At 49.3% G+C, this 24,282-nt stretch carries 21 protein-coding genes, 1 tRNA gene, 1 other RNA gene and 1 riboswitch; of the genes, 12 read left to right on the forward strand and 11 right to left on the reverse strand.

Annotation, left to right across the window (positions count from 1 at the left end):
• Window positions 1-29: 29 nt before the first annotated feature.
• Entirely contained in the window at window positions 30-1,700 is a 1,671-nt protein-coding gene (gene oppA / locus H0247_RS02260; RefSeq protein WP_370463288.1) for an oligopeptide ABC transporter substrate-binding protein OppA, read from the reverse strand.
• 1,008 nt (window positions 1,701-2,708) lie between these two features.
• On the opposite strand from oppA, the gene adhE reads away from it, so the two are divergent.
• Window positions 2,709-5,384, forward strand: a complete 2,676-nt coding sequence (gene adhE, locus H0247_RS02265) for a bifunctional acetaldehyde-CoA/alcohol dehydrogenase (protein WP_180741058.1) — start codon at window positions 2,709-2,711, stop codon at window positions 5,382-5,384.
• Window positions 5,385-5,525: 141 nt separating this feature from the next.
• Here the strand turns inward: adhE and H0247_RS02270 are convergent, their stop codons facing one another.
• Complete coding sequence (locus H0247_RS02270) at window positions 5,526-6,122, reverse strand: thymidine kinase (protein ID WP_180741059.1); 597 nt, start codon at window positions 6,120-6,122, stop codon at window positions 5,526-5,528.
• Window positions 6,123-6,516: 394 nt separating this feature from the next.
• Here H0247_RS02270 and hns point away from each other — a divergent pair, with 394 nt between their 5' ends.
• Entirely contained in the window at window positions 6,517-6,924 is a 408-nt protein-coding gene (gene hns / locus H0247_RS02275; protein ID WP_180741060.1) for a histone-like nucleoid-structuring protein H-NS, read from the forward strand.
• 147 nt (window positions 6,925-7,071) lie between these two features.
• Here hns and galU read toward each other — a convergent pair whose 3' ends face one another.
• From galU to rssA, 3 genes are all read right to left on the reverse strand, one after another.
• Entirely contained in the window at window positions 7,072-7,983 is a 912-nt protein-coding gene (galU, locus tag H0247_RS02280) for a UTP--glucose-1-phosphate uridylyltransferase GalU (protein WP_015840214.1), read from the reverse strand.
• 205 nt (window positions 7,984-8,188) lie between these two features.
• Window positions 8,189-9,205 carry a two-component system response regulator RssB gene (rssB, locus tag H0247_RS02285; protein ID WP_180741061.1) on the reverse strand — a complete coding sequence of 339 codons (1,017 nt, stop codon included), beginning with the start codon at window positions 9,203-9,205 and terminating at the stop codon, window positions 8,189-8,191.
• 158 nt (window positions 9,206-9,363) lie between these two features.
• Window positions 9,364-10,272, reverse strand: coding sequence for a patatin-like phospholipase RssA (gene rssA / locus H0247_RS02290; protein ID WP_180741062.1), 909 nt, complete (start codon window positions 10,270-10,272; stop codon window positions 9,364-9,366).
• 132 nt (window positions 10,273-10,404) lie between these two features.
• Here rssA and H0247_RS02295 point away from each other — a divergent pair, with 132 nt between their 5' ends.
• From H0247_RS02295 to H0247_RS02310, 4 genes are all read left to right on the forward strand, one after another.
• Window positions 10,405-10,872 (forward strand): YchJ family protein, encoded by a 468-nt coding sequence (locus H0247_RS02295; RefSeq protein WP_180741063.1) that lies wholly within the window; start codon window positions 10,405-10,407, stop codon window positions 10,870-10,872.
• 84 nt (window positions 10,873-10,956) lie between these two features.
• A complete protein-coding gene (gene purU / locus H0247_RS02300) occupies window positions 10,957-11,805 on the forward strand; it encodes a formyltetrahydrofolate deformylase (protein ID WP_180741064.1) in 849 nt (282 codons plus the stop codon).
• A 154-nt stretch (window positions 11,806-11,959) separates the two neighbouring features.
• Window positions 11,960-12,044 (forward strand) — tRNA-Tyr (locus H0247_RS02305).
• Between the two features lie 43 nt (window positions 12,045-12,087).
• A non-coding RNA gene (locus H0247_RS02310) (RtT sRNA) lies at window positions 12,088-12,217 on the forward strand.
• Window positions 12,218-12,264: 47 nt separating this feature from the next.
• Here the strand turns inward: H0247_RS02310 and H0247_RS02315 are convergent.
• Window positions 12,265-12,891 (reverse strand): trimeric intracellular cation channel family protein, encoded by a 627-nt coding sequence (locus tag H0247_RS02315; protein WP_180741065.1) that lies wholly within the window; start codon window positions 12,889-12,891, stop codon window positions 12,265-12,267.
• Window positions 12,892-12,912: 21 nt separating this feature from the next.
• Window positions 12,913-13,008: riboswitch (glycine riboswitch) on the reverse strand.
• A gap of 302 nt (window positions 13,009-13,310) precedes the next feature.
• On the opposite strand from H0247_RS02315, the gene xthA reads away from it, so the two are divergent.
• Window positions 13,311-14,117 carry an exodeoxyribonuclease III gene (gene xthA, locus H0247_RS02320; protein ID WP_180741066.1) on the forward strand — a complete coding sequence of 269 codons (807 nt, stop codon included), beginning with the start codon at window positions 13,311-13,313 and terminating at the stop codon, window positions 14,115-14,117.
• A 117-nt stretch (window positions 14,118-14,234) separates the two neighbouring features.
• Here the strand turns inward: xthA and H0247_RS02325 are convergent, their stop codons facing one another.
• The 3 genes from H0247_RS02325 to H0247_RS02335 all read right to left on the reverse strand — a co-directional run bounded on the left by H0247_RS02325 (window position 14,235) and on the right by H0247_RS02335 (window position 17,098).
• Complete coding sequence (locus tag H0247_RS02325) at window positions 14,235-14,525, reverse strand: YnjH family protein (RefSeq protein ID WP_180741067.1); 291 nt, start codon at window positions 14,523-14,525, stop codon at window positions 14,235-14,237.
• Window positions 14,522-16,447: a DNA topoisomerase III gene (locus tag H0247_RS02330; protein WP_180741068.1), complete on the reverse strand. Its 1,926-nt coding sequence runs from the start codon at window positions 16,445-16,447 to the stop codon at window positions 14,522-14,524. The genes H0247_RS02325 and H0247_RS02330 overlap by 4 nt, the downstream gene beginning before the upstream one ends.
• Before the next feature lie 99 nt (window positions 16,448-16,546).
• Window positions 16,547-17,098 (reverse strand): NAD(P)H nitroreductase, encoded by a 552-nt coding sequence (locus tag H0247_RS02335; RefSeq protein ID WP_180741069.1) that lies wholly within the window; start codon window positions 17,096-17,098, stop codon window positions 16,547-16,549.
• 284 nt (window positions 17,099-17,382) lie between these two features.
• On the opposite strand from H0247_RS02335, the gene sppA reads away from it, so the two are divergent.
• The 3 genes from sppA to pncA all read left to right on the forward strand — a co-directional run bounded on the left by sppA (window position 17,383) and on the right by pncA (window position 21,030).
• The gene (gene sppA, locus H0247_RS02340) at window positions 17,383-19,233 is read left to right on the forward strand and encodes a signal peptide peptidase SppA (RefSeq protein WP_180741070.1); all 1,851 of its coding nucleotides are present in this window, start codon (window positions 17,383-17,385) and stop codon (window positions 19,231-19,233) included.
• A gap of 110 nt (window positions 19,234-19,343) precedes the next feature.
• Entirely contained in the window at window positions 19,344-20,363 is a 1,020-nt protein-coding gene (gene ansA / locus H0247_RS02345) for an asparaginase (RefSeq protein WP_180741435.1), read from the forward strand.
• A 19-nt stretch (window positions 20,364-20,382) separates the two neighbouring features.
• Window positions 20,383-21,030 (forward strand): bifunctional nicotinamidase/pyrazinamidase, encoded by a 648-nt coding sequence (gene pncA, locus H0247_RS02350; protein WP_180741071.1) that lies wholly within the window; start codon window positions 20,383-20,385, stop codon window positions 21,028-21,030.
• Between the two features lie 55 nt (window positions 21,031-21,085).
• On the opposite strand, the gene H0247_RS02355 is transcribed toward pncA, so the two are convergent.
• Window positions 21,086-21,364 carry a YeaC family protein gene (locus H0247_RS02355; RefSeq protein ID WP_180741072.1) on the reverse strand — a complete coding sequence of 93 codons (279 nt, stop codon included), beginning with the start codon at window positions 21,362-21,364 and terminating at the stop codon, window positions 21,086-21,088.
• A 148-nt stretch (window positions 21,365-21,512) separates the two neighbouring features.
• A complete protein-coding gene (gene msrB, locus H0247_RS02360; protein WP_180741073.1) occupies window positions 21,513-21,932 on the reverse strand; it encodes a peptide-methionine (R)-S-oxide reductase MsrB in 420 nt (139 codons plus the stop codon).
• Between the two features lie 343 nt (window positions 21,933-22,275).
• Between msrB and gapA the strand changes: the two genes are divergently transcribed.
• Together gapA and H0247_RS02370 are read left to right on the forward strand one after the other, a co-directional pair.
• Window positions 22,276-23,271 (forward strand): glyceraldehyde-3-phosphate dehydrogenase, encoded by a 996-nt coding sequence (gapA, locus tag H0247_RS02365; protein ID WP_180741074.1) that lies wholly within the window; start codon window positions 22,276-22,278, stop codon window positions 23,269-23,271.
• A gap of 107 nt (window positions 23,272-23,378) precedes the next feature.
• Window positions 23,379-24,248: a D-hexose-6-phosphate mutarotase gene (locus tag H0247_RS02370; protein ID WP_180741075.1), complete on the forward strand. Its 870-nt coding sequence runs from the start codon at window positions 23,379-23,381 to the stop codon at window positions 24,246-24,248.
• The last annotated feature ends 34 nt before the right edge of the window (window positions 24,249-24,282 follow it).

Raw genomic sequence — 24,282 nt, forward strand, 5'->3', positions numbered from 1 at the left:
ACTTCATTTGCATCAAACCGTGAATGGTATTAATGCTTAATAATATAAAGATCTTTCACCCGTAGATTATCCAACGGGTCTTTGCCGGTAATGCCGCCGACATAAGGTTTTACCAGTCGCGTATTCGCGTAGTAATAGACCGGCACGATCGCCGCATCTTTATCCAACTGCGATTCCGCCTGTTGATAGATCTCTGCACGTTCATCGTCCGTTTTTGCCTGAACAGCCTGCGCCATCAGCTTGTCGAACGTCGCGCTCTTATAATGTGCCGTGTTATTGCTGCTGTCTGACAGCATACTATTCAGGAACGATGTGGGTTCGTTATAGTCCGCACACCATCCGGCACGCGCAACGTCATAATTGCCTTGATGACGCGTGCTGAGATAGGTTTTCCATTCCTGATTTTCCAATTTCACGTCAACGCCCAGATTCTGTTTCCAGATCGACGCCGCCGCGATCGCCAGCTTTTTATGCAGATCGGACGAGTTATAGAGCAAATTAAACGTCAGCGGTTTCTCTGCGGTATAACCCGCTTCCGCCAGCAGTTTTTTCGCTTCTTCATTACGTTTCGCCTGTGGCCAGGTAAACCACTCTGGCGTATGCGCTTTCAGGCCGTCCGTAAATGGAGGAACATAACCATAGGCCGGAATATCACCCTGGTTTTTCACTTTATTGGTCAATATGTCTTGATCAAGCCCCATGCGCAGCGCCGTACGCACCCGTACATCGTTAAATGGCGGTTTCTGATTATTAATTTCGTAATAATACGTGCAGAGGTAGGGGTTGATGTTAACTTCTTGTGGGATTTCTTTTTTCAGCTTCTGAAATAGTTCAATAGGTAATTTATTATTGGTCACATCAATTTCACCCGCACGGTAGCGGTTAACATCCGTGACTTCAGAAGCAATCGGCAGATAGGTGACTTGATTAATCACGGTCTTGGCGTTATCCCAATACTGGGTATTACGTTCCAGAACCAGCCGCTCATTCACGACCCAGGACTTAAGCCGATAAGCACCATTCCCCACCCAGTTTTCCGGTTGAGTCCATTTATCACCAAATTTCTCCACTACCGCTTTATTTACCGGTGACATGGACGAGTGATTCAGCAATTTATAAAAGTATGGGATCGGTTCGCTCAATGTGACTTCCAACGTATGGTCGTCGAGCGCTTTTACGCCTAGCGTATCGGGCGCTTTCTTGCTGGCGATGATGTCATCGATATTCAGCAGATGACCATATTGTAAATAGCTGGCGTAAGGAGAAACGGTTTTCGGGTCAGCCAGACGCTGCCAGCTATAAACAAAATCTTGCGCGGTAACCGGTTCGCCATTTGACCATTTGGCGTTTTTGCGTAAATGGAATGTCCAAACTTTAAAATCGCTGCTTTCCCACCGCTCCGCCACGCCAGGAATCGGGTGTCCGTCAGAATCGGAGATTACCAACCCTTCATATAAGTCGCGCGCGGCGTTGGATTCCGGTACACCTTCTATTTTATGTGGATCCAGTGATGACACCTCAGCGCCATTGTTTCTCACCAGAACCTGTTCTTTCGCCAGTTCAACACCAGCAGGTACAGTCGCAGCCTGAACATTCACGCATGACGCCATCACTGCTGCGGCAATCATACTGGTAACAAAGCATCGTTTTGTGTTGCGAATTTTCATTTTATAAACGCCCCTGTCTTGATACAACGCCATACCGGACTCTATGCATAAAGATTGACGTCACATAGAGCAGAAAAGATCGTCCATTATTCAAATAAATCATAAAATTAATTTATGGGTGAATAACGAATAATAGGCCGAAACTCGAAGCTATCAAAAGTGGACACATTCGCCAATATTTTTACATTGATGTTGCTTAATTTTCTTTACCACAGAACGGTGTGTAGTTTATCTCAACAGTTTGATACCGTTATTAACCACATGATAAACAATGATTTTTATTTATATTTCAAATATTTTTTAAATATTCAGCAATTTATAGATTTTGAGCAAAAAAACATCGTAATGGCTTTTATGATTTTTACAGCACAAAAATGATGATACACGCTTACCTGTCCGCGTCATTATCTGACATAAATGTTATTATTTTAACAATTTCGTTACTCATTGTGCGCAACAAACTCGCGAAACCGCCCTGCGATAGAAGACGAGCAAAATAACTAACCCGATTAAGATATAAGCAATGTTTATACGAAAACGTCTTATACGAACAACGAATTCCCGTTATACGCTCAAACCTTGCGTGCATTTCTCCCGCCAAGACTTCACTTCAACGTCCGCCGTCGATCCTTTATCAACCCATTTTAGGTAGAAAAGCCGCTGATTTTATCTGGGTAATGATAGTTATTATCAACACCAACATGCTGAATGGTGTCAGCATAAAGAAAATTCGATATTGATCACAAAAAAAGCACTCACAAATAGGTATGCTCATCCCATACCGTAGCACGCACGCAAATCTTCTTAATTTTGATGTATTTTCAAAACAATATTTCAAAAATTCACAACTGCGGCGGTTACAGTATTTTAAAAAGCAGCAATCGCGCCACAACGGTGGCTGACGAGCTCTTTGAGTCAATGAATGCGAAATAGGCAAAAAAGAATAGTCAGGTAACGGAAATACCTCCCGTTCGTTTATCTATACTGTTCTATTCGGCGAACAATTGACTGAAAGAGTTTAACATTTATCAGGAGAGCATTATGGCCGTAACCAACGTTGCTGAACTTAACGCACTGGTCGAAAGAGTAAGAAAGGCACAGCAGGAATTCGCCACTTACACTCAGGAACAGGTAGACAAGATCTTCCGCGCTGCCGCACTCGCGGCATCGGATGCCCGTATCCCGCTGGCAAAAATGGCGGTTGCCGAATCCGGCATGGGGATCGTGGAAGATAAGGTCATCAAAAACCATTTCGCATCTGAATACATTTATAACGCCTATCAGGATGAAAAAACCTGCGGCATCCTCTCTACTGATGACACTTTTGGTACGATTACCATTGCAGAGCCGATTGGCCTGATTTGCGGTATTGTTCCCACCACCAACCCCACTTCTACCGCGATTTTTAAAGCGCTGATCAGCCTGAAGACCCGTAACGGAATTATCTTCTCCCCGCATCCGCGTGCAAAAAATGCGACCAACAAAGCCGCAGATATTGTTCTACAGGCGGCAATTGCGGCAGGTGCACCGAAAGATATTATCGGCTGGATCGATCAGCCTTCCGTTGAGCTGTCCAACCAGTTGATGCACCATCCGGATATCAACCTGATTCTGGCAACCGGTGGCCCAGGAATGGTGAAGGCCGCGTACAGTTCCGGTAAACCAGCAATCGGCGTTGGTGCCGGTAACACACCAGTTGTCGTTGATGAAACCGCAGACATCAAACGTGCCGTTGCCTCTATTTTGATGTCGAAAACCTTCGATAACGGCGTCATTTGTGCATCAGAACAGTCCGTCATCGTCGTAGACAGCGTCTATGACGCCGTGCGTGAGCGTTTCGCTACCCACGGCGGCTACATGCTGAAAGGCAAAGAGCTGCATGCCGTACAGGGTATTTTGCTGAAAAACGGTTCACTGAATGCCGACATCGTAGGTCAACCCGCACCGAAAATCGCAGAAATGGCGGGCATCACCGTCCCTGCCAACACTAAAGTGTTGATCGGTGAAGTTACTGCGGTCGATGAGTCCGAACCGTTTGCGCATGAAAAACTGTCGCCGACGCTGGCGATGTACCGTGCGAAAGACTTCAACGACGCCGTCATTAAAGCGGAAAAACTGGTCGCAATGGGGGGTATCGGTCACACATCCTGCCTGTATACCGATCAGGACAATCAGCCAGAGCGCGTGAATCATTTCGGCAATATGATGAAAACCGCGCGTATCCTGATTAACACCCCAGCGTCTCAGGGCGGTATTGGCGATCTCTACAACTTCAAACTCGCGCCGTCTCTGACGCTGGGCTGTGGCTCCTGGGGCGGAAACTCCATCTCCGAAAACGTCGGTCCGAAGCACTTGATCAACAAGAAAACGGTAGCCAAGCGAGCAGAGAATATGTTGTGGCATAAACTTCCCAAATCTATTTATTTCCGTCGCGGCTCACTGCCCATTGCTCTTGAAGAAGTCGCCTCCGATGGTGCTAAACGTGCATTTATCGTGACCGACCGCTTCCTGTTCAACAATGGCTATGTCGATCAGGTGACGTCCGTATTGAAACAGCACGGGCTGGAAACCGAAGTTTTCTTTGAAGTTGAAGCTGATCCAACGCTGAGTATCGTGCGTAAAGGCGCCGAGCAAATGCACTCCTTCAAACCGGATGTGATCATTGCGCTGGGCGGCGGTTCGCCAATGGATGCGGCGAAAATCATGTGGGTAATGTATGAACACCCTACGACGCATTTCGAAGAACTGGCGCTGCGTTTCATGGACATCCGTAAACGTATCTACAAGTTCCCGAAAATGGGCGTCAAAGCCAAAATGGTGGCGATTACCACGACATCAGGAACCGGTTCCGAAGTAACACCATTTGCCGTGGTGACCGACGATGCCACCGGTCAAAAATATCCATTAGCGGATTATGCGCTGACGCCAGATATGGCGATTGTCGATGCCAACCTGGTGATGAATATGCCGAAATCACTCTGTGCGTTTGGTGGGCTCGATGCGGTAACACACTCACTGGAAGCCTATGTTTCCGTGCTGGCAAACGAATATTCAGACGGACAGGCGTTGCAAGCGCTGAAACTGCTGAAGGAGAACCTGCCAGACAGCTACCGCGATGGCGCGAAAAACCCAGTGGCCCGTGAGCGCGTCCACAACGCCGCGACGATTGCTGGGATCGCGTTTGCCAACGCCTTCCTCGGCGTCTGCCACTCCATGGCGCATAAGCTGGGTTCTGAATTCCATATCCCGCACGGTCTGGCTAACGCCTTGCTTATCTCAAACGTCATTCGCTATAACGCGAACGACAACCCGACCAAGCAAACAACGTTCAGCCAGTATGACCGTCCGCAGGCACGCCGTCGCTACGCGGAAATAGCCGACCACCTGCGTTTAACCGCGCCGAGCGATCGCACCGCACAGAAAATCGAAAAATTGCTGAACTGGTTGGAAGAAATGAAGACCGAACTGGGGATCCCCACCTCGATTCGAGAAGCTGGCGTACAGGAAGCCGATTTCCTAGCGAAGGTAGATAAGCTGTCAGAAGATGCATTCGACGATCAGTGTACTGGAGCAAACCCACGCTACCCGCTGATTTCCGAACTGAAACAGATTCTGCTGGATACTTACTATGGTCGTAAGTTCTCTGAAGAGGTAAAAACGGAAGTGGTTGAACCTGTAGCAAAAGCCACTAAAACCGCTAAGAAAGCTGCACATTAACGTTCAGCCTGTACCGCCTTAGCCTAAAGGCGGTTTATCTCTCTGCACTGCCCAACCCGTTTAGGGTTGGGCATTTTTATTGCTCGCGCACGCATCGACACGCTATTTATTAATAACTCGCCAGTCGGCTATTTAACCGCTTTACTCGCTTTCCTTACGGGTTAATCCCAGCGCAATCTTATAATGTTTACGACACACGGAAACATAGCTCTCATTGCCGCCAATAACGACCTGTTCCCCTTCGTGGACGGCATTACCCTGCTCATCTAATCGCAATACACAGTTAGCTTTACGGCCGCAATGACAGACCGTTTTTAACTCAATCAGCTTATCTGCCCACGCTAATAAATAGTGACTCCCGGAAAACAAATCACCTCGAAAATCAGTACGCAGCCCGTAGCACAATACAGGGATATCTAATTGGTCCACGACATCGGAAAGCTCACTCACCTGCTCACGGGTTAAAAATTGACATTCGTCAATTAATACACAATCTACGGGCTGAGCACGGTGCTCTTTCTCCAGCAATCCAAATAAGGATGTCTGCGGATTAAACAATAACGCCGGAGAAGAAAGGCCTATCCGTGAACTTACAATCCCCACGCCGTGCCGATTATCTATTTCTGCAGTGAACACCAGCGTACGCATTCCACGCTCCTGGTAGTTATATGACGACTGCAATAGCGCCGTCGATTTCCCTGCATTCATTGCAGAATAATAAAAATAAAGTTGAGCCACTCGGTTACTCCAAAAGGCAGGGTATATGATCTTCGTGTCGTAAAAACTTATTGTAACAACTCGCCTTCACGCTGCGCAATGGGCTATTCCCCGAACACATTTTGTCCATACGCCCACCCACAGCAGCCTTTTACGATAAAAGATATAAACATTCCTTATAACAACGGTACGACATCAATAAACCATTCTCTGTCGTTTGAGGGAGAAAAACGGCATACAAAATGTATTTTTTTGATAACAGGAAAGTATTTATATTTATGTAACATACGATGTGAGTTCTGTTTTAAAAATGATGTTTTTTAACAAACTTACAAATTTGACTATTGCAGAAAGGAAAATAGCACTCTATTATCACACTACACGCCACCAATAATATTAATTTGAGATTATCACAATGAGCGAAGCACTAAAGATTCTTAACAACATCCGTACTCTGCGTGCCCAGGCAAGAGAATGTACCTTGGATACTTTGGAAGAAATGCTGGAAAAACTAGAAGTCGTGGTTAATGAACGCCGCGAAGAAGATAGCCAGGTTCAGGCTGAAGTTGAAGAACGTGCGCGTAAATTGCAGCAATATCGCGAGATGCTGATTGCCGATGGTATTGACCCTAACGAATTATTACAAGCATCAGGTTCAGTGAAAACCACAGGTAAAAGCAAACGCGCTGCCCGCCCAGCAAAATATCAATACACTGACGAAAATGGCGAAGTTAGAACCTGGACAGGTCAGGGCCGTACACCGGCAGTAATCAAGAAAGCAATCGAAGAGCAAGGTAAATCTTTAGACGATTTCCTGCTGTAAGTTTTATAAGCGCTTCTTAATACAAAAAAACCCCCGATAGCTATCGGGGGTTTTTCTTTAGTAACGTGTTTTGCAAAGAGAAAACAGATATGTCGGCGCTTTTATTGCTCTCTGTTTTTTTAAACAGAGAGCAATTATTACATTCTGTTATTTTTCTTCTGCTTCAATCGTTTCCTGCAGCCATTGCGCAAATTCCTGGCCTAAACCGTCATGGCGCAGACCATATTCTACGAATGCCTGCATATAGCCTAATTTGTTACCACAGTCATGGCTCACACCTTTCAGGTGATACGCTTCTACCGTTTCTTTTTCCATCAGCATTGCGATGGCATCAGTTAACTGAATTTCATTGCCTGCGCCCGGTGGTGTTTTCTCCAGCAGAGACCAAATATCCGCAGAGAGTACATAACGGCCAACAACGGCTAAATTAGACGGTGCCTCGGAAGCTTTCGGTTTTTCAACCACACCCACCATCGGCGCGCTATCCCCTGCTTTTAATTCCACACCTTTGCAATCAACCACGCCATAGCTGCTTACATTTTCAACCGGTTCGACCATAATCTGACTGTGGCCTGTAGTAGAAAAGCGTTGCAACATTTCGCTCAGGTTATCTTTCTTCAGATCGGACGCATATTCATCAATAATCACATCCGGCAGAATAACCGCGACAGGCTCATCTCCCACTAACGGGTGCGCGCACAATACAGCATGGCCCAGCCCTTTAGCTAATCCCTGACGCACTTGCATAATGGTGACGTGTTTAGGACAGATAGATTGAACTTCTTCCAGCAATTGACGTTTAACACGTTTTTCCAGAATGGCTTCCAGTTCAAAACTGGTATCGAAATGGTTCTCGATAGAATTCTTAGAAGAGTGTGTAACCAGAATAATTTCATTAATCCCTGCGGCAATACACTCATTAACAACATATTGGATCAGCGGTTTATCTACCAACGGCAGCATTTCTTTAGGAATGGCTTTGGTAGCAGGCAGCATACGCGTCCCTAATCCAGCAACTGGTATGACCGCTTTTTTTACTTTTTTATTCACAATAGACATAAACAGCCTCTTATATACCGTTCAAATAATGAACTTTATTTATCTAATCAAGATAACCGCAAGAGTATAACGACTTTAACAAGAGCACGCTTGCCTCAACATTACTGTTCAATAAAAATAAGATAACTCCCTACATGGTAGGGAATAAAAAATAACATCGAAAGAGGGATATGGCCCGAAATCCGCACCGTCTTACGCTATCAGACTATTCTGTCGTCAACATGAGGCGTAAACGACCGCCGCCACCCCATATCTGACATTGCCATGTCTCACACTGATAATTCAGTTGATTAAGATAGGCACCTTCAAGCGTGCCTAAAGGGACGCCACTATTCAGTGCTATTTGCTGTTCATTAACATTCAACGTCGCGTTTAACCCAGCAGAGATCAGTATCAGCTGTTTTAGCTGTCGATGGTAATACCCCACCAGCAAAGGAAAACGACCGTCCAGACTCGCCTGGCGCAGCAACTGGTTTACCTGCTTTAATAGCGTCGGCAGATACGGCAAACGGTGCTGCTGATCGGCCAAATGTTCCTGAAGCAACCCATTGAACAACGTGCGAAGCAGTAACGCGGCCAACGTCCCATTATTATTGACGCCCTGAGTGACATCAAGACAGTAAAACGCCAGCTCCGTCTCCGACAGCGCGGCAATATCCAACACCAAACCAGGCTGTTCCGCTGCCGTTAACTGACGGTAATTAACACGGCAATGAGCAAGCGTTTGTTGAACGGGGGGCTGTAGCTGGGCAAGCAGCTTGGTTACCGCTTCGGGAGATTGATTGAGAGAATCCATGTCCTGCATCAGTTGATCCAGCTCATTCAGTTGTGAAGTAAACATATCGGGATATAAGCAGGACATTACAGCTTCACGCAGGTGCGCATAATCACGAATCGGCTTCAACAACACGTCCTGAACGCCAAGACGCAAGACTTTGGCAATATCTGCCATCTGGCTAGTTGCAGAAATGATCAGTATTGGCGTATCGTTGTCCTTCAAACGCAGGCGTTCAAGGAACTCAATGCCTCCCATCATCGGCATTTTCAGATCGCAAATCATTAAATCGGGTTGGTAGTGTTCAAGAATATTTAGCGCATCGAGTCCATTAATCGCCTCCTGAACGGAAGCCCCAAGAGAAGTCAGATAACCAGCGAGCACAGATCGAAAAACGGCCTCGTCATCAATGACTAAAATATGCTTACCCGCCAGTGGTTGCTCCATCAGTACCCCTTACTTCAAACACCGAATAATCACACCTGCTTTAGCGCCGACATGCCGGACAAACTCCATACTTCGCCTTTAACGATATGCGTTTAGGCGACATGCGTTCTTAGCTGCATTCGTACTCAACAACATACGCGTTTCACACCTTACGTTCTTCATCGCGACTCTTTCGCGAGCGGCAATAACGCATCACGCATCTTTTCTACCGCCTTATAACCGGCTTCAATCGCCTCCTGTGCTCGATGAAAATCTAACGTCGCGATCTGAGGGCAATACGGCTGTAGCAGCACGTCAGGCGGATCGCCTGCCATCCGTGTCATCTTCAACCGATTTTCCAGAATTTGGATCGACGTGCTCATGATCTCCATCGCCGTGGGTGAACTCTCTGCGGGTTGACGCCGACCTCGGAGTAAACGCTCACGAATTCTGCTACGCCAATCTTGTGGGGCATTTTCTGCATCAATATCTGACGCGGTCGGTTTGATCGACAGCAAGTCCTGATGATTCAGGCTAGCATCATGCTGAAGATCAACCGCAATCACAATGTCAGCCCCCAGAGCCCGTGCCAGAGAAACGGGAACAGGATTAACCACTGCGCCATCCACTAGCCAGTAATCGTTAAATCGAACGGGGGATAACAGACCAGGCATGCTGCAAGACGCCCGCATAGCCTGATGTAAATCACCTTCAGTCAACCAAAGTTCGCGCCCTGTACTCAGGTTGGTCGTCACCACGCCATATCTGATGTCACAGTCTTCAATCTGTGTTGTCGGGAGCAAATGTTTCACACTATTGAAGACGCGATCGCCACGCAACAAACTGCCGCGTTGCCAAGAGAGATCCATCAACCGAATCACGTCCCAGTAGCCAAACGACCTCACCCACCGATCCATTGACGCTAAATTATTGGTGACATACGCCGCACCGACCAGCGAACCGATAGAACAACCGGCAACAACATCAACCGCGATTCCCATTTTTGTTAACGCATTAAATACACCAATATGCGCCCATCCTTTTGCTGCCCCAGACCCTAAGGCAATGCCTATCTTTTTCCGCTGCATGTTAGAACTCCTCGTCTTCATTTTAGCGTACATTGCGACACCTAGCGTTTCTTGGGTAACATATTGGTATCCTGCATAGGGAGCTGTTTATTATCTATCGGTTTTTATATTAAATTTTCTTCAGGAGATGTCGTGTCAGAATCTTGCCCCTGTTGCAGTGGATTGCAGTATAACGCATGCTGTCAACCCTATCTCACGCACGCTGCAACCGCCGCTGAACCCGTCACATTAATGCGATCACGCTATACCGCCTACGTGAAACAGGATGTAGATTATCTCATCGCCACTTGGCACCCCGATCTCCAGCCCGAGAAATGGCGCGCGTCTCTCGCTGAGAGCTGCCAGAATTCGCGGTGGCTCGGCCTTACTATACTGGCAACATCTCCCGGAAAAACGCCCGATGAGGGTTATGTGGAATTTGCCGCACGTTATATATCGGAAACGGACAGACAGCGAACAGAAGTCATGCGAGAACGCTCACGCTTCCTTCGTCAGCATAATCGCTGGTACTATATAGACGGCGTTCATATGCAGACAGGCAGAAATGAACCTTGCCCGTGCGATTCCGGCAAAAAATACAAGAAGTGCTGCGGACAATAGAACACAGGCAGTCGCCCGCGCGGCGTTACCGCTGCGGTACCATCAGATCGTTACTTTAGTTTTTTGGACAGGATCCACGCGCTCATGCAATCCCAAAATATACAAAGAAAAGTATTACGAACCATTTGTCCCGATGCAAAAGGGCTTATCGCAAAAATTACGAATATTTGTTACAAACACGAACTGAACATCGTGCAAAACAATGAGTTTGTCGATCATCGCACGGGCCGCTTTTTCATGCGGACCGAGTTGGAAGGGATTTTCAACGACACCACATTGTTAGCCGATCTGGATAGCGCACTTCCCGAAGGGTCTTCCCGTGAGTTAACCGCAGCAGGCCGTCGTCGCATTGTCGTTTTGGTGACAAAAGAAGCCCACTGTCTGGGCGATCTGTTGATGAAAAGCACCTATGGCGGGCTGGATGTTGAAATTGCCGCAGTCATTGGTAACCACGATACCTTACAGACGTTGGTAGAGCGGTTTGATATTCCTTTCCAACTGGTCAGCCATGAAGGATTGACTCGCGAAGAGCACGACCAAAAGATGATCGCGCAGATCGATCAATACAAACCCGATTACGTCGTACTGGCGAAATATATGCGAGTTCTGACGCCAGCGTTTGTTCAGCACTACCCGAATCAGGTGATCAACATTCACCACTCGTTCTTACCTGCCTTTATCGGTGCGCGCCCGTACCATCAGGCTTACGAACGTGGTGTGAAAATCATTGGCGCGACGGCACACTACGTCAACGATAACCTGGATGAAGGTCCCATCATCATGCAGGACGTTATTCACGTCGACCATACTTACTCGGCAGATGACATGATGCGCGCAGGCCGCGACGTTGAGAAAAATGTCCTGAGCCGTGCATTATACCGCGTGCTGGCACAGCGTGTTTTTGTCTACGGTAACCGCACCATTATTCTGTAATGGGTTGATCGGACATCTTTTTGTATAAGGATGCGCCGAACGGAATAAAAAAACGGCAACCGCATTTGTTTTTGATATATACCGCTTTACAGGGGCGCATCATTTGCTATGATGCGCCCCACTTGAAGCGAAAGCCTCGAGCAGCAAGGCCAGTGGTGGGGTTCCCGAGCGGCCAAAGGGAGCAGACTGTAAATCTGCCGTCACAGACTTCGAAGGTTCGAATCCTTCCCCCACCACCATTTCAACGTAGTTCTTCTGAATCACATCCCAGCACAAAAATTTCAGATTCCCACTAGGGGAAGGTGAGAACCTTCGACCAAGGTTCGACAAAACCGGCACGGTTTTGAGCAACGCGCAGCGTTGACCCGCAGGGCGAGGAGCAAAGCGACGAGTTATCCTTCCCCCACCGCCACTCACACCGATAATCAGCACGACATGGGCGATGGGACAAAATCTGCCTTATGCTTTTCCTTTCCAGCGCCCAGGAACATAAGAGAACACTGGGAGCTGCCACGACCAGCGAATTGCCGCCAGACGCACCGCCAAACCAATAGTGAATGATGCCAGCAGATTAATATCATGGTTGATGTTAAGCGACTTGATCCCCAGATATAAAAGTGCGACTAAAAGCGAGACGCTGGCGTACAGCTCTTTCTTCAGCACCATGGGTGTACGGTTGCAGAAAATATCACGCAATATTCCACCGAAAATGCCGGTCACGATACCCGCCATGACCACCACCGTCATCGAATAATTCAGCTTCAGCGCCACATTGCAACCAATAATGGTAAAGGCAATCAGTCCCATCGCATCCAGTACCAAAAAGAGACGATGTAAATGGTGCATAAAGCGCGCAATGATGATCGTGAAAAGACCCGCACCAATGGTGAGGTAGATATAGCCGGGATGCTGCGTCCAGCCGATGGGATAATTACCGAGGAGAATATCACGAACAGTGCCACCACCAAGTGCGGTGATAAAAGCAATCATGCCTACGCCAAAAATATCCATATTGCGACGTCCGGCAGCCAGCGCCCCGGACATCCCCTCTGCCGTAATTGCGATCAGATAGATGTAAGTCAGCACACAAGTTATCCTGTGAAATGTGCCACTCCCTCTGTCCGCTTTACCTGAGAGTTTACGCAGCCGTGCTGCTTGCCCCTTCGGTGGGTTGCATCGCAACCTCTCTCCAGTTGGCTTCAATGGAATTCGCAGTTAGGGGAACCTGAGCGATTATGGGAGTTTGCGCCTTCGGCGGAGCGCCATAGTATTACTGATACTATACGCCCTCTCTCCTGCGAGGTGCGGAGTATAACGGCCTACAAGCCTTAGGTTCAACTGAATATAAGTGAATCTTATTTTCAATGAGTCTCATCTGCGCTAATCGTCTCTGAAGCCACGGCAAGACGTTCATTCGCACAGCCCGAAAGCTGTACCCTCACCGTGACGGCATACCCCATTTTCTGCTACCATCTGGTCACATTTTTTAGCGAATGGCAGCGAACATGAAAGTTGTATCTTTTAATATCAATGGCCTGCGGGCGCGCCCTCATCAGTTGGCCGCCATTATCGAACAACACCAGCCGGATGTGATCGGGTTGCAGGAAACCAAAGTCCACGATGACATGTTTCCGTTAGAGGATGTCAGCCAGTACGGCTACCACGTTTATTATCATGGGCAGAAGGGGCACTACGGCGTCGCCCTGCTGTGTAAAGCGCAGCCGATTGCGGTACGGCGCGGTTTCCCAACGGATGAAGAAGAGGCACAGCGCCGGATCATTATGGCGGATTTCGCCACGGAACATGGTACCTTCACAATCGTTAACGGGTATTTCCCTCAGGGGGAAAGCCGCGACCATCCGGTGAAATTCCCTGCGAAAACGCGTTTTTATCAGGATCTGCAAACCTATCTGGAACAGCACCACAGCGCCACGCAACCGCTGATCGTCATGGGTGATGTCAATATCAGCCCCACCGATCTGGATATTGGCATCGGCGAGGAGAATCGCAAGCGCTGGCTACGCACCGGGAAATGTTCTTTCCTGCCGGAAGAGCGTGAATGGATGGCACGTTTGCAAGGCTGGGGATTGATTGACACCTTCCGTGCCGCCAACCCCGAGAGCAACGATCGTTTCTCATGGTTTGATTACCGCTCAGCTGGGTTTGATGACAACCGCGGCCTGCGTATCGACCTGATTCTCGCCAGCACATTTCTGGCAGAACGCTGCGTTGGTACCGGTATTGATTACGATATCCGAGGAATGGAAAAACCGTCCGACCACGCGCCAATCTGGGCAGAGTTTGCGCTGTAGTAACAGGTTACTCTGTGGAAAGAGTTCGTTGTAAAAACACGCTCCCCGCCGTGCATCAAAGCACGACGGGGATGAATAAGCTAAGAAAGCATTAAACGTTACTTACTTGACGCACTGTTATTGCTTAACCAACTGCCATATCAGGTTATTTGTTCCCAGCGTTTGCTTGTCCCGCACGCATTGCAGAATTACCCCTTCGACCTTTATCACCGCGCCTTCAGAATAGTTACGATTTTCATACACACAGCATTGCAGGCAGCTATTATTTTGCTCCCGCACCGTCGTCCCTGCCCCCCACACTTCCGGTGGAACAGGAACCACAATATCCGTTCCGCCACGATTAGCCTGTGCCAACGTGGGCAGCACCAGCATCACACTGACGAAACACAAAGACACTAACGATTTCATTGCTCCTGCTCCTTCGTTTTTTTAGTCTGAGGCTTGCGCCGTTTTGCAACACCCGACGGCGGCGCAGAAAGCCCTTTAAACGCGCTCACCGCACCGTTTTGTTTAGCCTGCTGAATCAATTCCTGTAAGGAATAGGTCAGCGGCTGCATAAAATCCTGATAGCGGCATTTCTTCTCGCTGATTTGCGTCAACGTGGCTTCCCAATGCGCCGTCATGTCAGGATGTGCCGCGCTGGCAGGCAGTGAATGAATCAACGCTCGCCCCGCCTCGCTCGCGTGAATATAGCGCGCTTTTTTAAACAGAAACGTCCGTTTAAACAATAACTCGATGATACCTGCTCGCGTGGCCTCTGTACCTAATCCATCGGTCGCCCGCAGAATTTTCTTCAGTTCCTTATCCTGCACAAAACGCGCGATACCCGTCATCGCCGATAACAGCGTTGCATCGGTAAATGGTCGCGGCGGCTGCGTTTGGCGTTCAACCACCTCACCGCGTTCACATAATAACTCATCACCTTTTGCCACCACGGGCAATGGCATGCCTTCGTTTTCTTCGTCCCGCTCTTTACCGCCCAGCAACGTACGCCACCCAGCTTCGGCCAGGAACCGCGCTTTGGCAATAAATTTACCGCCCGCAATATCCAGTTCAATGACACACTTGCGAAACACAGCATCCGGGCAGAATTGCATGATGTACTGCCGCGCGACCAATCCATAAACTTTGCGCTCATTCTCCGTCAGCGAGGCGCTGGCGCTACGGGCGGTAGGAATAATCGCGTGGTGGGCATCGACCTTACCATCATCCCAGCAGCGATTACGCCGATCCACGTCCATAACCGGCTGTGGCAGCAGATCAGGCTGGTGCACAGATATCGCGTTTAAGACGGCATGGCGCCCAGTAAAATGCTCTTCTGGCAGATAGCGACAGTCAGAACGCGGGTAGGTGATCAGTTTATGGGTTTCATAGAGCTTCTGGCACACGTCCAGCACCTGCTGCGCGCTGAGCCCGAAACGTTTTGCTGCCTCGATCTGTAATGTCGACAGCGAATAAGGCAGCGGTGCCGTTTCTGATTCTCGTTTATCATTATAGCTAGTGACAAACGCAGGTTGGCCTTCAATACGTTTGACGACATGTTCCGCCAGAGAACGATGCAATAAGCGCCCTTCTTCATCCTGATACGGTTCACAGGATTCGCTTGGCTGCCAGAGCGCGATAAAGTGCTCATCGGCAGGCGTCACGATATGGGCTTTTACTTCAAAGTAATCTTTGGGGATGAAGTTTTCTATCTCTTCATCCCGCCGCACCACCAGCCCCAGCACCGGCGTTTGCACGCGGCCAACCGACAGCACGCCATCATAGCCGGCATTGCGCCCTAATATCGTATAGGCGCGGGTCATGTTAATGCCGTAGAGCCAATCCGCACGGGAACGCGCCAACGCCGACACACACAAGGGAATGAATTCTCTGTTCTCACGCAAACGAGAAACCGCGCGCTCTACCGCCTGTGGATTGAGGTCGTTAATCAGACAACGACGCACCTGCTGGCGCTTATCTTCCGGCAGCGCCAGATATTCCAGCACCTCATCCACCAGCAGTTGCCCTTCACGATCGGGGTCTCCCGCATGGATCACTTCGCTGGCATCATTTAGGAGCTTTTTAATCGTGTTCAGTTGTTTGCTGACCGAAGGACGCGGTTGCAGCAACCATTTTTGAGGGATGATAGGTAAATCGGCAAGCGACCACCGTGCGTAGCGCGCATCATAAACATCCGGTTGCGCCTGCTCCAGCAGGTGCCCCACGCACCACGTCACGATATCATTCTGACCGCAGGCAATAAAGCCATCACCGCGTCGATGCGGTTTGGGTAACACGTCGGCAATCGCCCGCGCAAGACTGGGCTTTTCGGCAATAAAAAGTCGCATTATTCACCCTATCGCACACAGGCTGAGTATTTCCCGCGTAATTCGCGGGAAAGCACACAGTAATCTGGGGGGAAATCGATATCCACTAAGGGAGGGCGATCAGAAGTAGTGAACAAACGCGTCGGTATCAAGCGGTGTGACCGTTGTTGAGGCTTTGAGCTGTGGCGTCCCCAGATAGAGAAAGCCGACAATTTCATCCTGTTCACGGCAATTGAACGCTTCACGCACCAGTGTGTTGTGCGTCCAGGCACCGCTACGCCAGATACCGTTAAAGCCTTGAGCCAATGCAGCCATCTGCATCGCCTGAACGGCACAGCCTGCGGAGACAATTTGCTCCCACAGCGGGACTTTAGGGTGTTCTTCGCAATGTGCGACAACGGTGATAATCAGTGGAGCGCGATAAGGGGCCTGACGCGCTTTATCGATAGCGGCTTCATCCAACCCTTCCTGCTGCGCCGCACGAGTCAGTAGCGCACTAAAACGATCCAGTCCGTCCTTTTCGATCATAAAAAAGCGCCACGGCTGCATAGCACCATGATCCGGTGCACGCATACCCGCGTGGATAATGTTATTCAACGCGTCACCCGTCGGTGCTGGCGCGGTCAGGCGCGAGGCCGAACGACGATTCAATAGCAATTCAAGAGCATCCATCGCACATCTCCTGTCTGGCAATATAATTTCTGCGGTACAATTCAGTTCTACGGCAAGCCACTTCTACAGCAGAAATGACTGTACGGCAACGTTGCGCGCCACGTTAGCACAAGTAGAAGTTTTGTTACAAGATAACCCCGACAGGGTGCGCTTCTGCGGCGATTTAATGCTGACTTTTTACTGTCCGCTCATTAGGATACTATCACTCCTTGTGTTTCATCATTTGCCAGAGGGCGAGTTGAAGGACGTAGGGCACACGCTGTTTACCCGTTCATGGAGATATCATGCGCACATTGTGGCGAATTTTTAGCGGATTTTTTAAGTGGACATGGCGTCTGCTTAATTTTATCAGAGAATTTATTCTCAATATTTTTCTTATCGCCCTGATTCTGGTTGGCGTTGGAATCTACTCACAGGTAAAAACAACACCGGAAGTGGCCACGAAGGGTGCACTACTGGTCGATCTAACGGGTGTGGTTGTTGATCAACCCACCGTCAATAACAAACTGCGTCAATTAGGGCGCGAATTCTTCGGTGTATCGAACAATCGTCGTCAGGAAAACTCACTGTTCGATATTGTTGATAGTATTCGTCAGGCAAAGAGTGACGACAACATCACGGGAATGGTGCTGGATCTCAGCGACTTTACCGGTGCCGACCAGCCGTCTCTGCAATACATCGGTAAAGCGCTGCGCGAATTCCGCGATAGCGGCAAGCCTATTTATGCGGTCGGCGACAGCTACAACCAGTCTCAATACTATTTGGCCAGTTTTGCCAATACGGTGTCATTGACGCCACAAGGCAGTGTTGATCTACACGGTTTCGCGACCAACAACCTCTACTTCAAGTCCATGCTGGACAAGCTGAAAGTGACCACCAATATCTTCCGCGTGGGAACCTATAAATCAGCCGTTGAGCCGTATCTACGTGACGATATGTCCCCTGCTGCGCGCGATGCCGATGGTCGTTGGATCAATGCGCTGTGGCAGCAGTATTTAAATACGGTTTCAGCTAACCGCCAGATTACGCCTCAGCAGCTTTTCCCTGGTGCGGCGGGTGTCATTGCAGGCTTACAGTCCGTTCAGGGCGATACCGCACGCTATGCACTGGACAACAAACTGGTTGATGAAGTGGCATCACGTTCCGTGACCGAGCAATCGCTGGTTAAAGCGTTCGGTTGGAATAGCCAGAAAAACAATTTTAACTTTGTCAGCATCTACGATTACGTCGTCCAACCGCCGGTGCAAAACAACAATCAGATCGCGGTTGTGTTTGCTAATGGTGCCATCATTGACGGGCCGGAAACACCGGGAATGGTCGGTGGCGATACCACCGCAGCGCAAATTCGTGCCGCACGCCTCGATCCTAAAGTCAAAGCGCTGGTACTGCGCGTCAATAGCCCTGGCGGTAGCGTCACTGCGTCGGAGCTTATTCGCTCGGAACTGATGGCGCTCCGTCTGGCGGGCAAACCGATCGTGGTATCTATGGGCGGTATGGCAGCATCGGGTGGCTACTGGATCTCAACGCCAGCAAACGCGATCATCTCCAGCGCCAGTACGCTGACAGGCTCTATCGGCATTTTTGGCGTGATTACTACGTTCGAAAACTCGCTGGAAAGCCTTGGCGTCCATACGGATGGCGTTGCCACCTCCCCACTGGCCGATCTGTCGATTACTAAATCCCTGCCGCCTGAATTCTCGCAAATGATGCAGTTGAGTATCGAACGTGGCTACAAGAACTTCATTGAGATCGTGGCGCAGGCGCGTAAGAAAACGCCTGAGCAAATCGATCAAATCGCGCAAGGTCACGTTTGGATCGGTAGCGACGCGAAAGAAAATGGTTTGGTCGATCAGATCGGTGATTTTGATGACGCCGTGAAGAAAGCCGCTGAGCTGGCCAAACTGGGGCAATATCAATTGAACTGGTATGCGGAACAGCCTGGCCTGCTCGACACCATGCTGAATCAGGTGAACGCGTCCATTTACGCCCTGCTGCCCATTGCCGTTCAGTCTATGTTGCCGGCACCGGTCGCACAGCTGGCGGAGGCTGTGCGGGTACAGCCGTCTATCATGAATAACCTGAACGACCCGCAGAACCGGTATGCATTTTGCCTCACCTGCGGAGAAGTCCGGTAGCGTTTAGACAAATCGCAAGTCTAGCCCGGTAGTGATAGTCATTACTTATGATGATACTACTGGGCTGTTTTTCCCTCTATAATCTCGGTTTAACCCTGACTCACACCACCATGCGAAAGAAATCCATTTATGTCGCCTACACGGGCGGCACCATCGGCATGCAGCGTTCTGCGAATGGCTATGTCCCAGTATCCGGTCATTTACAGCAGCAGTTGGCAAACATGCCTGAATTCCACCGCGAAGAGATGCCGTCGTTCACGATTCATGAATATGACCCGCTGATCGACTCATCCGACATGACGCCAGCAGACTGGCAATCCATTGCGGACGATATTCAAGACCACTACGATGATTACGACGGTTTCGTGATTCTGCATGGTACTGACACGATGGCGTTCACCGCCTCTGCGCTCTCGTTTATGCTGGAAAATCTGGCCAAACCGGTTATCGTGACAGGGTCACAGATTCCGTTAGCGGAATTGCGCTCGGACGGCCAGACCAACCTGCTAAACGCACTATACGTTGCGGCTAATCATCCGATTAATGAAGTTGCCCTCTTCTTCAATAACAAACTACTACGCGGCAATCGCACCACCAAAGCCCATGCGGATGGCTTTGATGCTTTCGCGTCCCCTAATTATCCGCCACTGCTGGAAGCCGGTATTCATATTCGTCGGCTGGCACCGACCGTGGAATGTAACAACTGTCCGTCGCTGAAAGTGCATCACATTACGCCACAACCTATCGGGGTAATTACGATTTACCCTGGCATTTCTGCCGATGTTATCAGTAATTTTCTCCGCCAGCCGGTGAAAGCGCTCATCCTGCGTTCCTACGGCGTTGGCAACGCGCCGCAAAGCCCCGGCTTATTGCACGAATTACGTGAAGCCTCCGCGCGCGGCATTGTGGTCGTCAACCTGACGCAGTGTATTTCCGGACGTGTGAACATGGGTGGCTATGCGACAGGTAATGCGTTGGCGCATGCGGGCGTGATCAGTGGCTTTGACATGACCGTTGAAGCCGCATTGACTAAACTGCATTACTTATTGAGTCAGAAAGAGTTAAGCGCCGATGACATTCGCCATTTGATGCAGCAGAGCCTGCATGGGGAATTGAGCGATAAAGATTGAGTCAATCACGGAGTCGGTAATGAAAAAAGCATTGCTATTAGTTGATTTACAAAATGATTTTTGTCCCGGCGGCGCATTGGCCGTTAATGAAGGCGACCAGGTCATTGCGGTTGCCAACCGTGCAATTGAGGCCTGTGTGGCCGCTGGCGTTACCGTGATCGCCAGTCAGGATTGGCACCCCGATAATCACGGTAGCTTTGCCGTTAATGCGAATACCAAGGTCGGAGAAATCGGTGAGTTAAACGGATGGCCACAGATCTGGTGGCCCGTTCACTGCGTGCAGGGAACCACCGGCGCTGATTTCCATCCCGCACTTAATCAGTCGGCCATTCAGTGGATCGTACAAAAAGGGACTCAGCCAGAGATCGATAGCTATAGCGCTTTTTTCGATAATGGGCATCGGGTAAAAACCGAGTTGGATGACTGGCTACATGCCAATCATATCACCCATTTGACGATTCTTGGGCTGGCGACAGATTATTGCGTCAAGTTCAGTGTGTGGGATGCCATTGCGCTGGGTTATCATACCGAAGTATTAGTGGACGGTTGTCGGGGACTGAATCTTTTGCCCGACGACAGCGAATCTGCATTACAGGAAATGGTACAACGCGGGGCGACACTGACGGATATGACGCAGTTCCTTGCTACAATGCCTTTCGCACACTAGTCAGCGCCACTGTCTCCCTGTACTACGGCAGCCGATGAGGCTGCCTGCTTACACGTTAGGCATCGGGTTTCAGCGTAACGATCGCGTCAGCGATGTTAAACTCGCGCTTTAGCTCCTGCTTGCTCTTCATCACGATTTCGCCATTAGTGCCAATCGTCATGTGTTCAGCCTGTTCGTTATGACGAGCCTGCCACATCATCACCATTTGCAGGCAATTTTCTTTCTGTTCAGCCGTCAACGCGACACCGTCTGGCCATTTGCCCAACTCTACCGCCGTGACTAACCGCTGGTAAATTTCTGGCGTCATGGCGTCGATCAGATCATTGAGTTCCATATCCGGTTTCTGCTCCGAAAAAGGTCAGCGTTATTCTTACTGAGTTCTGTTATTGACAGGGGCACTTGTATTTACAGGAGTTCTTGATAGCTGAATCGTTTAAAGCTATGCAGTGCCAACCTGCCATGCCCTATTCATCTCACACAGATTACCCGTCAACGCGTTCGCCATCAACGTCATCAATGAAGCTCAGCGAGGCAGAATTTACACAGTAGCGCTCGCCTGTGGTTTTCGGCCCATCAGGGAAAACGTGCCCCAGATGCGCATCACACTGTCCACAGCGGATTTCGATACGGCGCATATTGTGTGAATCATCTTCCAGATAGCGAATCGCCTCTGAAGATACGGGTTGATCGAAGCTCGGCCAGCCACAGCCGGAGTCGTATTTGCTGTCTGAGTAAAACAGCGGAGCCTGACAGCACAAGCAGTGATAAACGCCGGTGCGCTTGTTATGCAGCAGTTTGCCTGAAAACGCAGGCTCTGTGCCGCGTTGCTGGGTGACATAGCGCTGCATCTCTGTCAGTTCAGTATTATCGGACGGGGTATGCGAAGCAGAGTCGTTAGTCATGGAAGTCTCACTGCGGGGGTTATCAATTTAATTAATCATTGATTATAACAAAAAATTAACAACCTAACAGGTCGTTCTGGCCTAATATTAGGAATGTTATGAGCATGAATATTTAATTGTGATAAGCATCACATATTGAGACAACGCAGGCTTTATATGATGCATTCCGCCCTCATATCAGTCTTAGATGTTACTTAGTTACAGGCTCGAGCGGTTTTTGCACAAAGATTGGTCATAGGTTTGACTTACAGCAACTATTGACACGATTCCGCTTGACGCTCAGCAAGGTTTTTGTAATTTTACAACCAACCTTTTATTCACAAACCAATAGCTGGTGGAATATATGACTATCAAAGTAGGTATCAACGGTTTTGGCCGTATCGGCCGTATTGTTTTCCGCGCTGCACAAGAACGTTCTGACATCGAGATCGTTGCAATCAACGACCTGTTGGACGCTGATTACATGGCGTATATGCTGAAGTACGACTCAACTCATGGTCGTTTCAACGGCACCGTTGAAGTTAAAGATGGCCACCTGGTTGTTAACGGCAAAACCATTCGTGTTACCGCCGAGCGCGATCCTGCAAACCTGAAGTGGAACGAAGTTGACGTTGATGTCGTTGCTGAAGCAACTGGCCTGTTCCTGACTGACGAAACTGCACGTAAGCACATCGCTGCTGGTGCGAAGAAAGTCGTTCTGACTGGTCCATCTAAAGATGACACCCCAATGTTCGTTATGGGCGTAAACCACAAAGCTTACGCAGGTCAGGACATCGTTTCTAACGCCTCTTGCACCACCAACTGCTTGGCTCCGCTGGCAAAAGTTATCAACGACAACTTTGGTATCGTTGAAGCACTGATGACCACCGTTCACGCAACCACTGCAACGCAGAAAACCGTTGATGGCCCGTCTCACAAAGACTGGCGCGGCGGCCGCGGCGCAGCACAGAACATCATCCCATCTTCTACCGGTGCGGCTAAAGCAGTAGGTAAAGTGATTCCTGAGCTGAACGGCAAACTGACTGGTATGGCGTTCCGCGTTCCTACCCCTAACGTTTCTGTTGTTGACCTGACTGCACGTCTGGAAAAACCAGCTACTTACAAAGAAATCTGTGCAGCAATCAAATCTGCTTCTGAAGGCGAGCTGAAAGGCGTGCTGGGTTACACCGAAGATGAAGTGGTTTCTACCGATTTCAACGGTGAAAAACTGACTTCCGTATTTGATGCTAAAGCGGGTATCGCTCTGAGCGACAACTTTGTGAAACTGGTTTCCTGGTACGACAACGAAACAGGTTACTCAAACAAAGTTCTGGATCTGATCGCTCACATCTCTAAATAAGCGTCAGCGATGATTCTGTGAAAAAAGGGCGACGTGATGTCGCCCTTTTTTATTGTTAATTGCAGATTTCTTTTTACAACGAAAAACAATCAAAAAAAGGCACTATCATGCATAACACAATGTTCTCACTTCCCGTCACGAAACAAATTAGCGCTACCCTCACCCAGCGTCAGTTGGACCAACTCCCTATCATCGTCGTTGATCATCCTGAAGTTCGCGCAGCGGTCGCATTGCAAGGTGCGCACCTGCTGAGCTGGCAACCGACAAATGAAGAACCCGTTCTCTGGCTGAGCGACAATACACCTTTTACTCATCACGTGGCGATTCGCGGCGGTGTACCGATCTGCTTCCCTTGGTTTGGCCCTTTCGCCGAGCCTAACCATGGTTTCGCCCGCCTGCTGCCATGGGAATTTACCGCCCACAGCGAAGATGAGCACGGTGTGCAGCTCACGTTCACACTTCGGGACAATGAAGAAACACGGAAGAGCTGGCAGCATGAATTCACGCTCATTGCCCACTTCAAGCTGGGCAAAGAATGTGGCATTGAGTTGGAAGCACAAGGTGATTACAGCATTACCAGCGCGTTGCACACCTATTTCAACATCGGTGACATCAGCGATATCCGCATTACTGGTCTGGGCGAGTCATTCATTGACAAGGTGAATCAGGGCAAGCTGTCTACGCAGCAAGGCGATCTGGTTTTTACCGACCGTACAGACCGCATTTATACCCAACCACAGGATACCAGTGTGGTACATGACGCAGTGCTGAAACGCAGCATCGAAGTACACCATTCACACCACAGTGATGTCGTGTCGTGGAACCCTGGTGCAGAGCTTTCTCGTACAATTAGCGATATGACCGATGAGGGATATAAAACGTTCGTGTGCGTAGAAACGGCGCGCATTAATCAACCGTTTGTCGCCATCACCAACGCTCCGGCGCGTCTGGCAACAGTTATCCGTATCAAGAAATAATCACGTGATAGGCGTATGACGATGTCGCCATACG

It is taken from the genome of Pectobacterium sp. CFBP8739 (assembly GCF_013449375.1).
Lineage (GTDB): Bacteria > Pseudomonadota > Gammaproteobacteria > Enterobacterales > Enterobacteriaceae > Pectobacterium.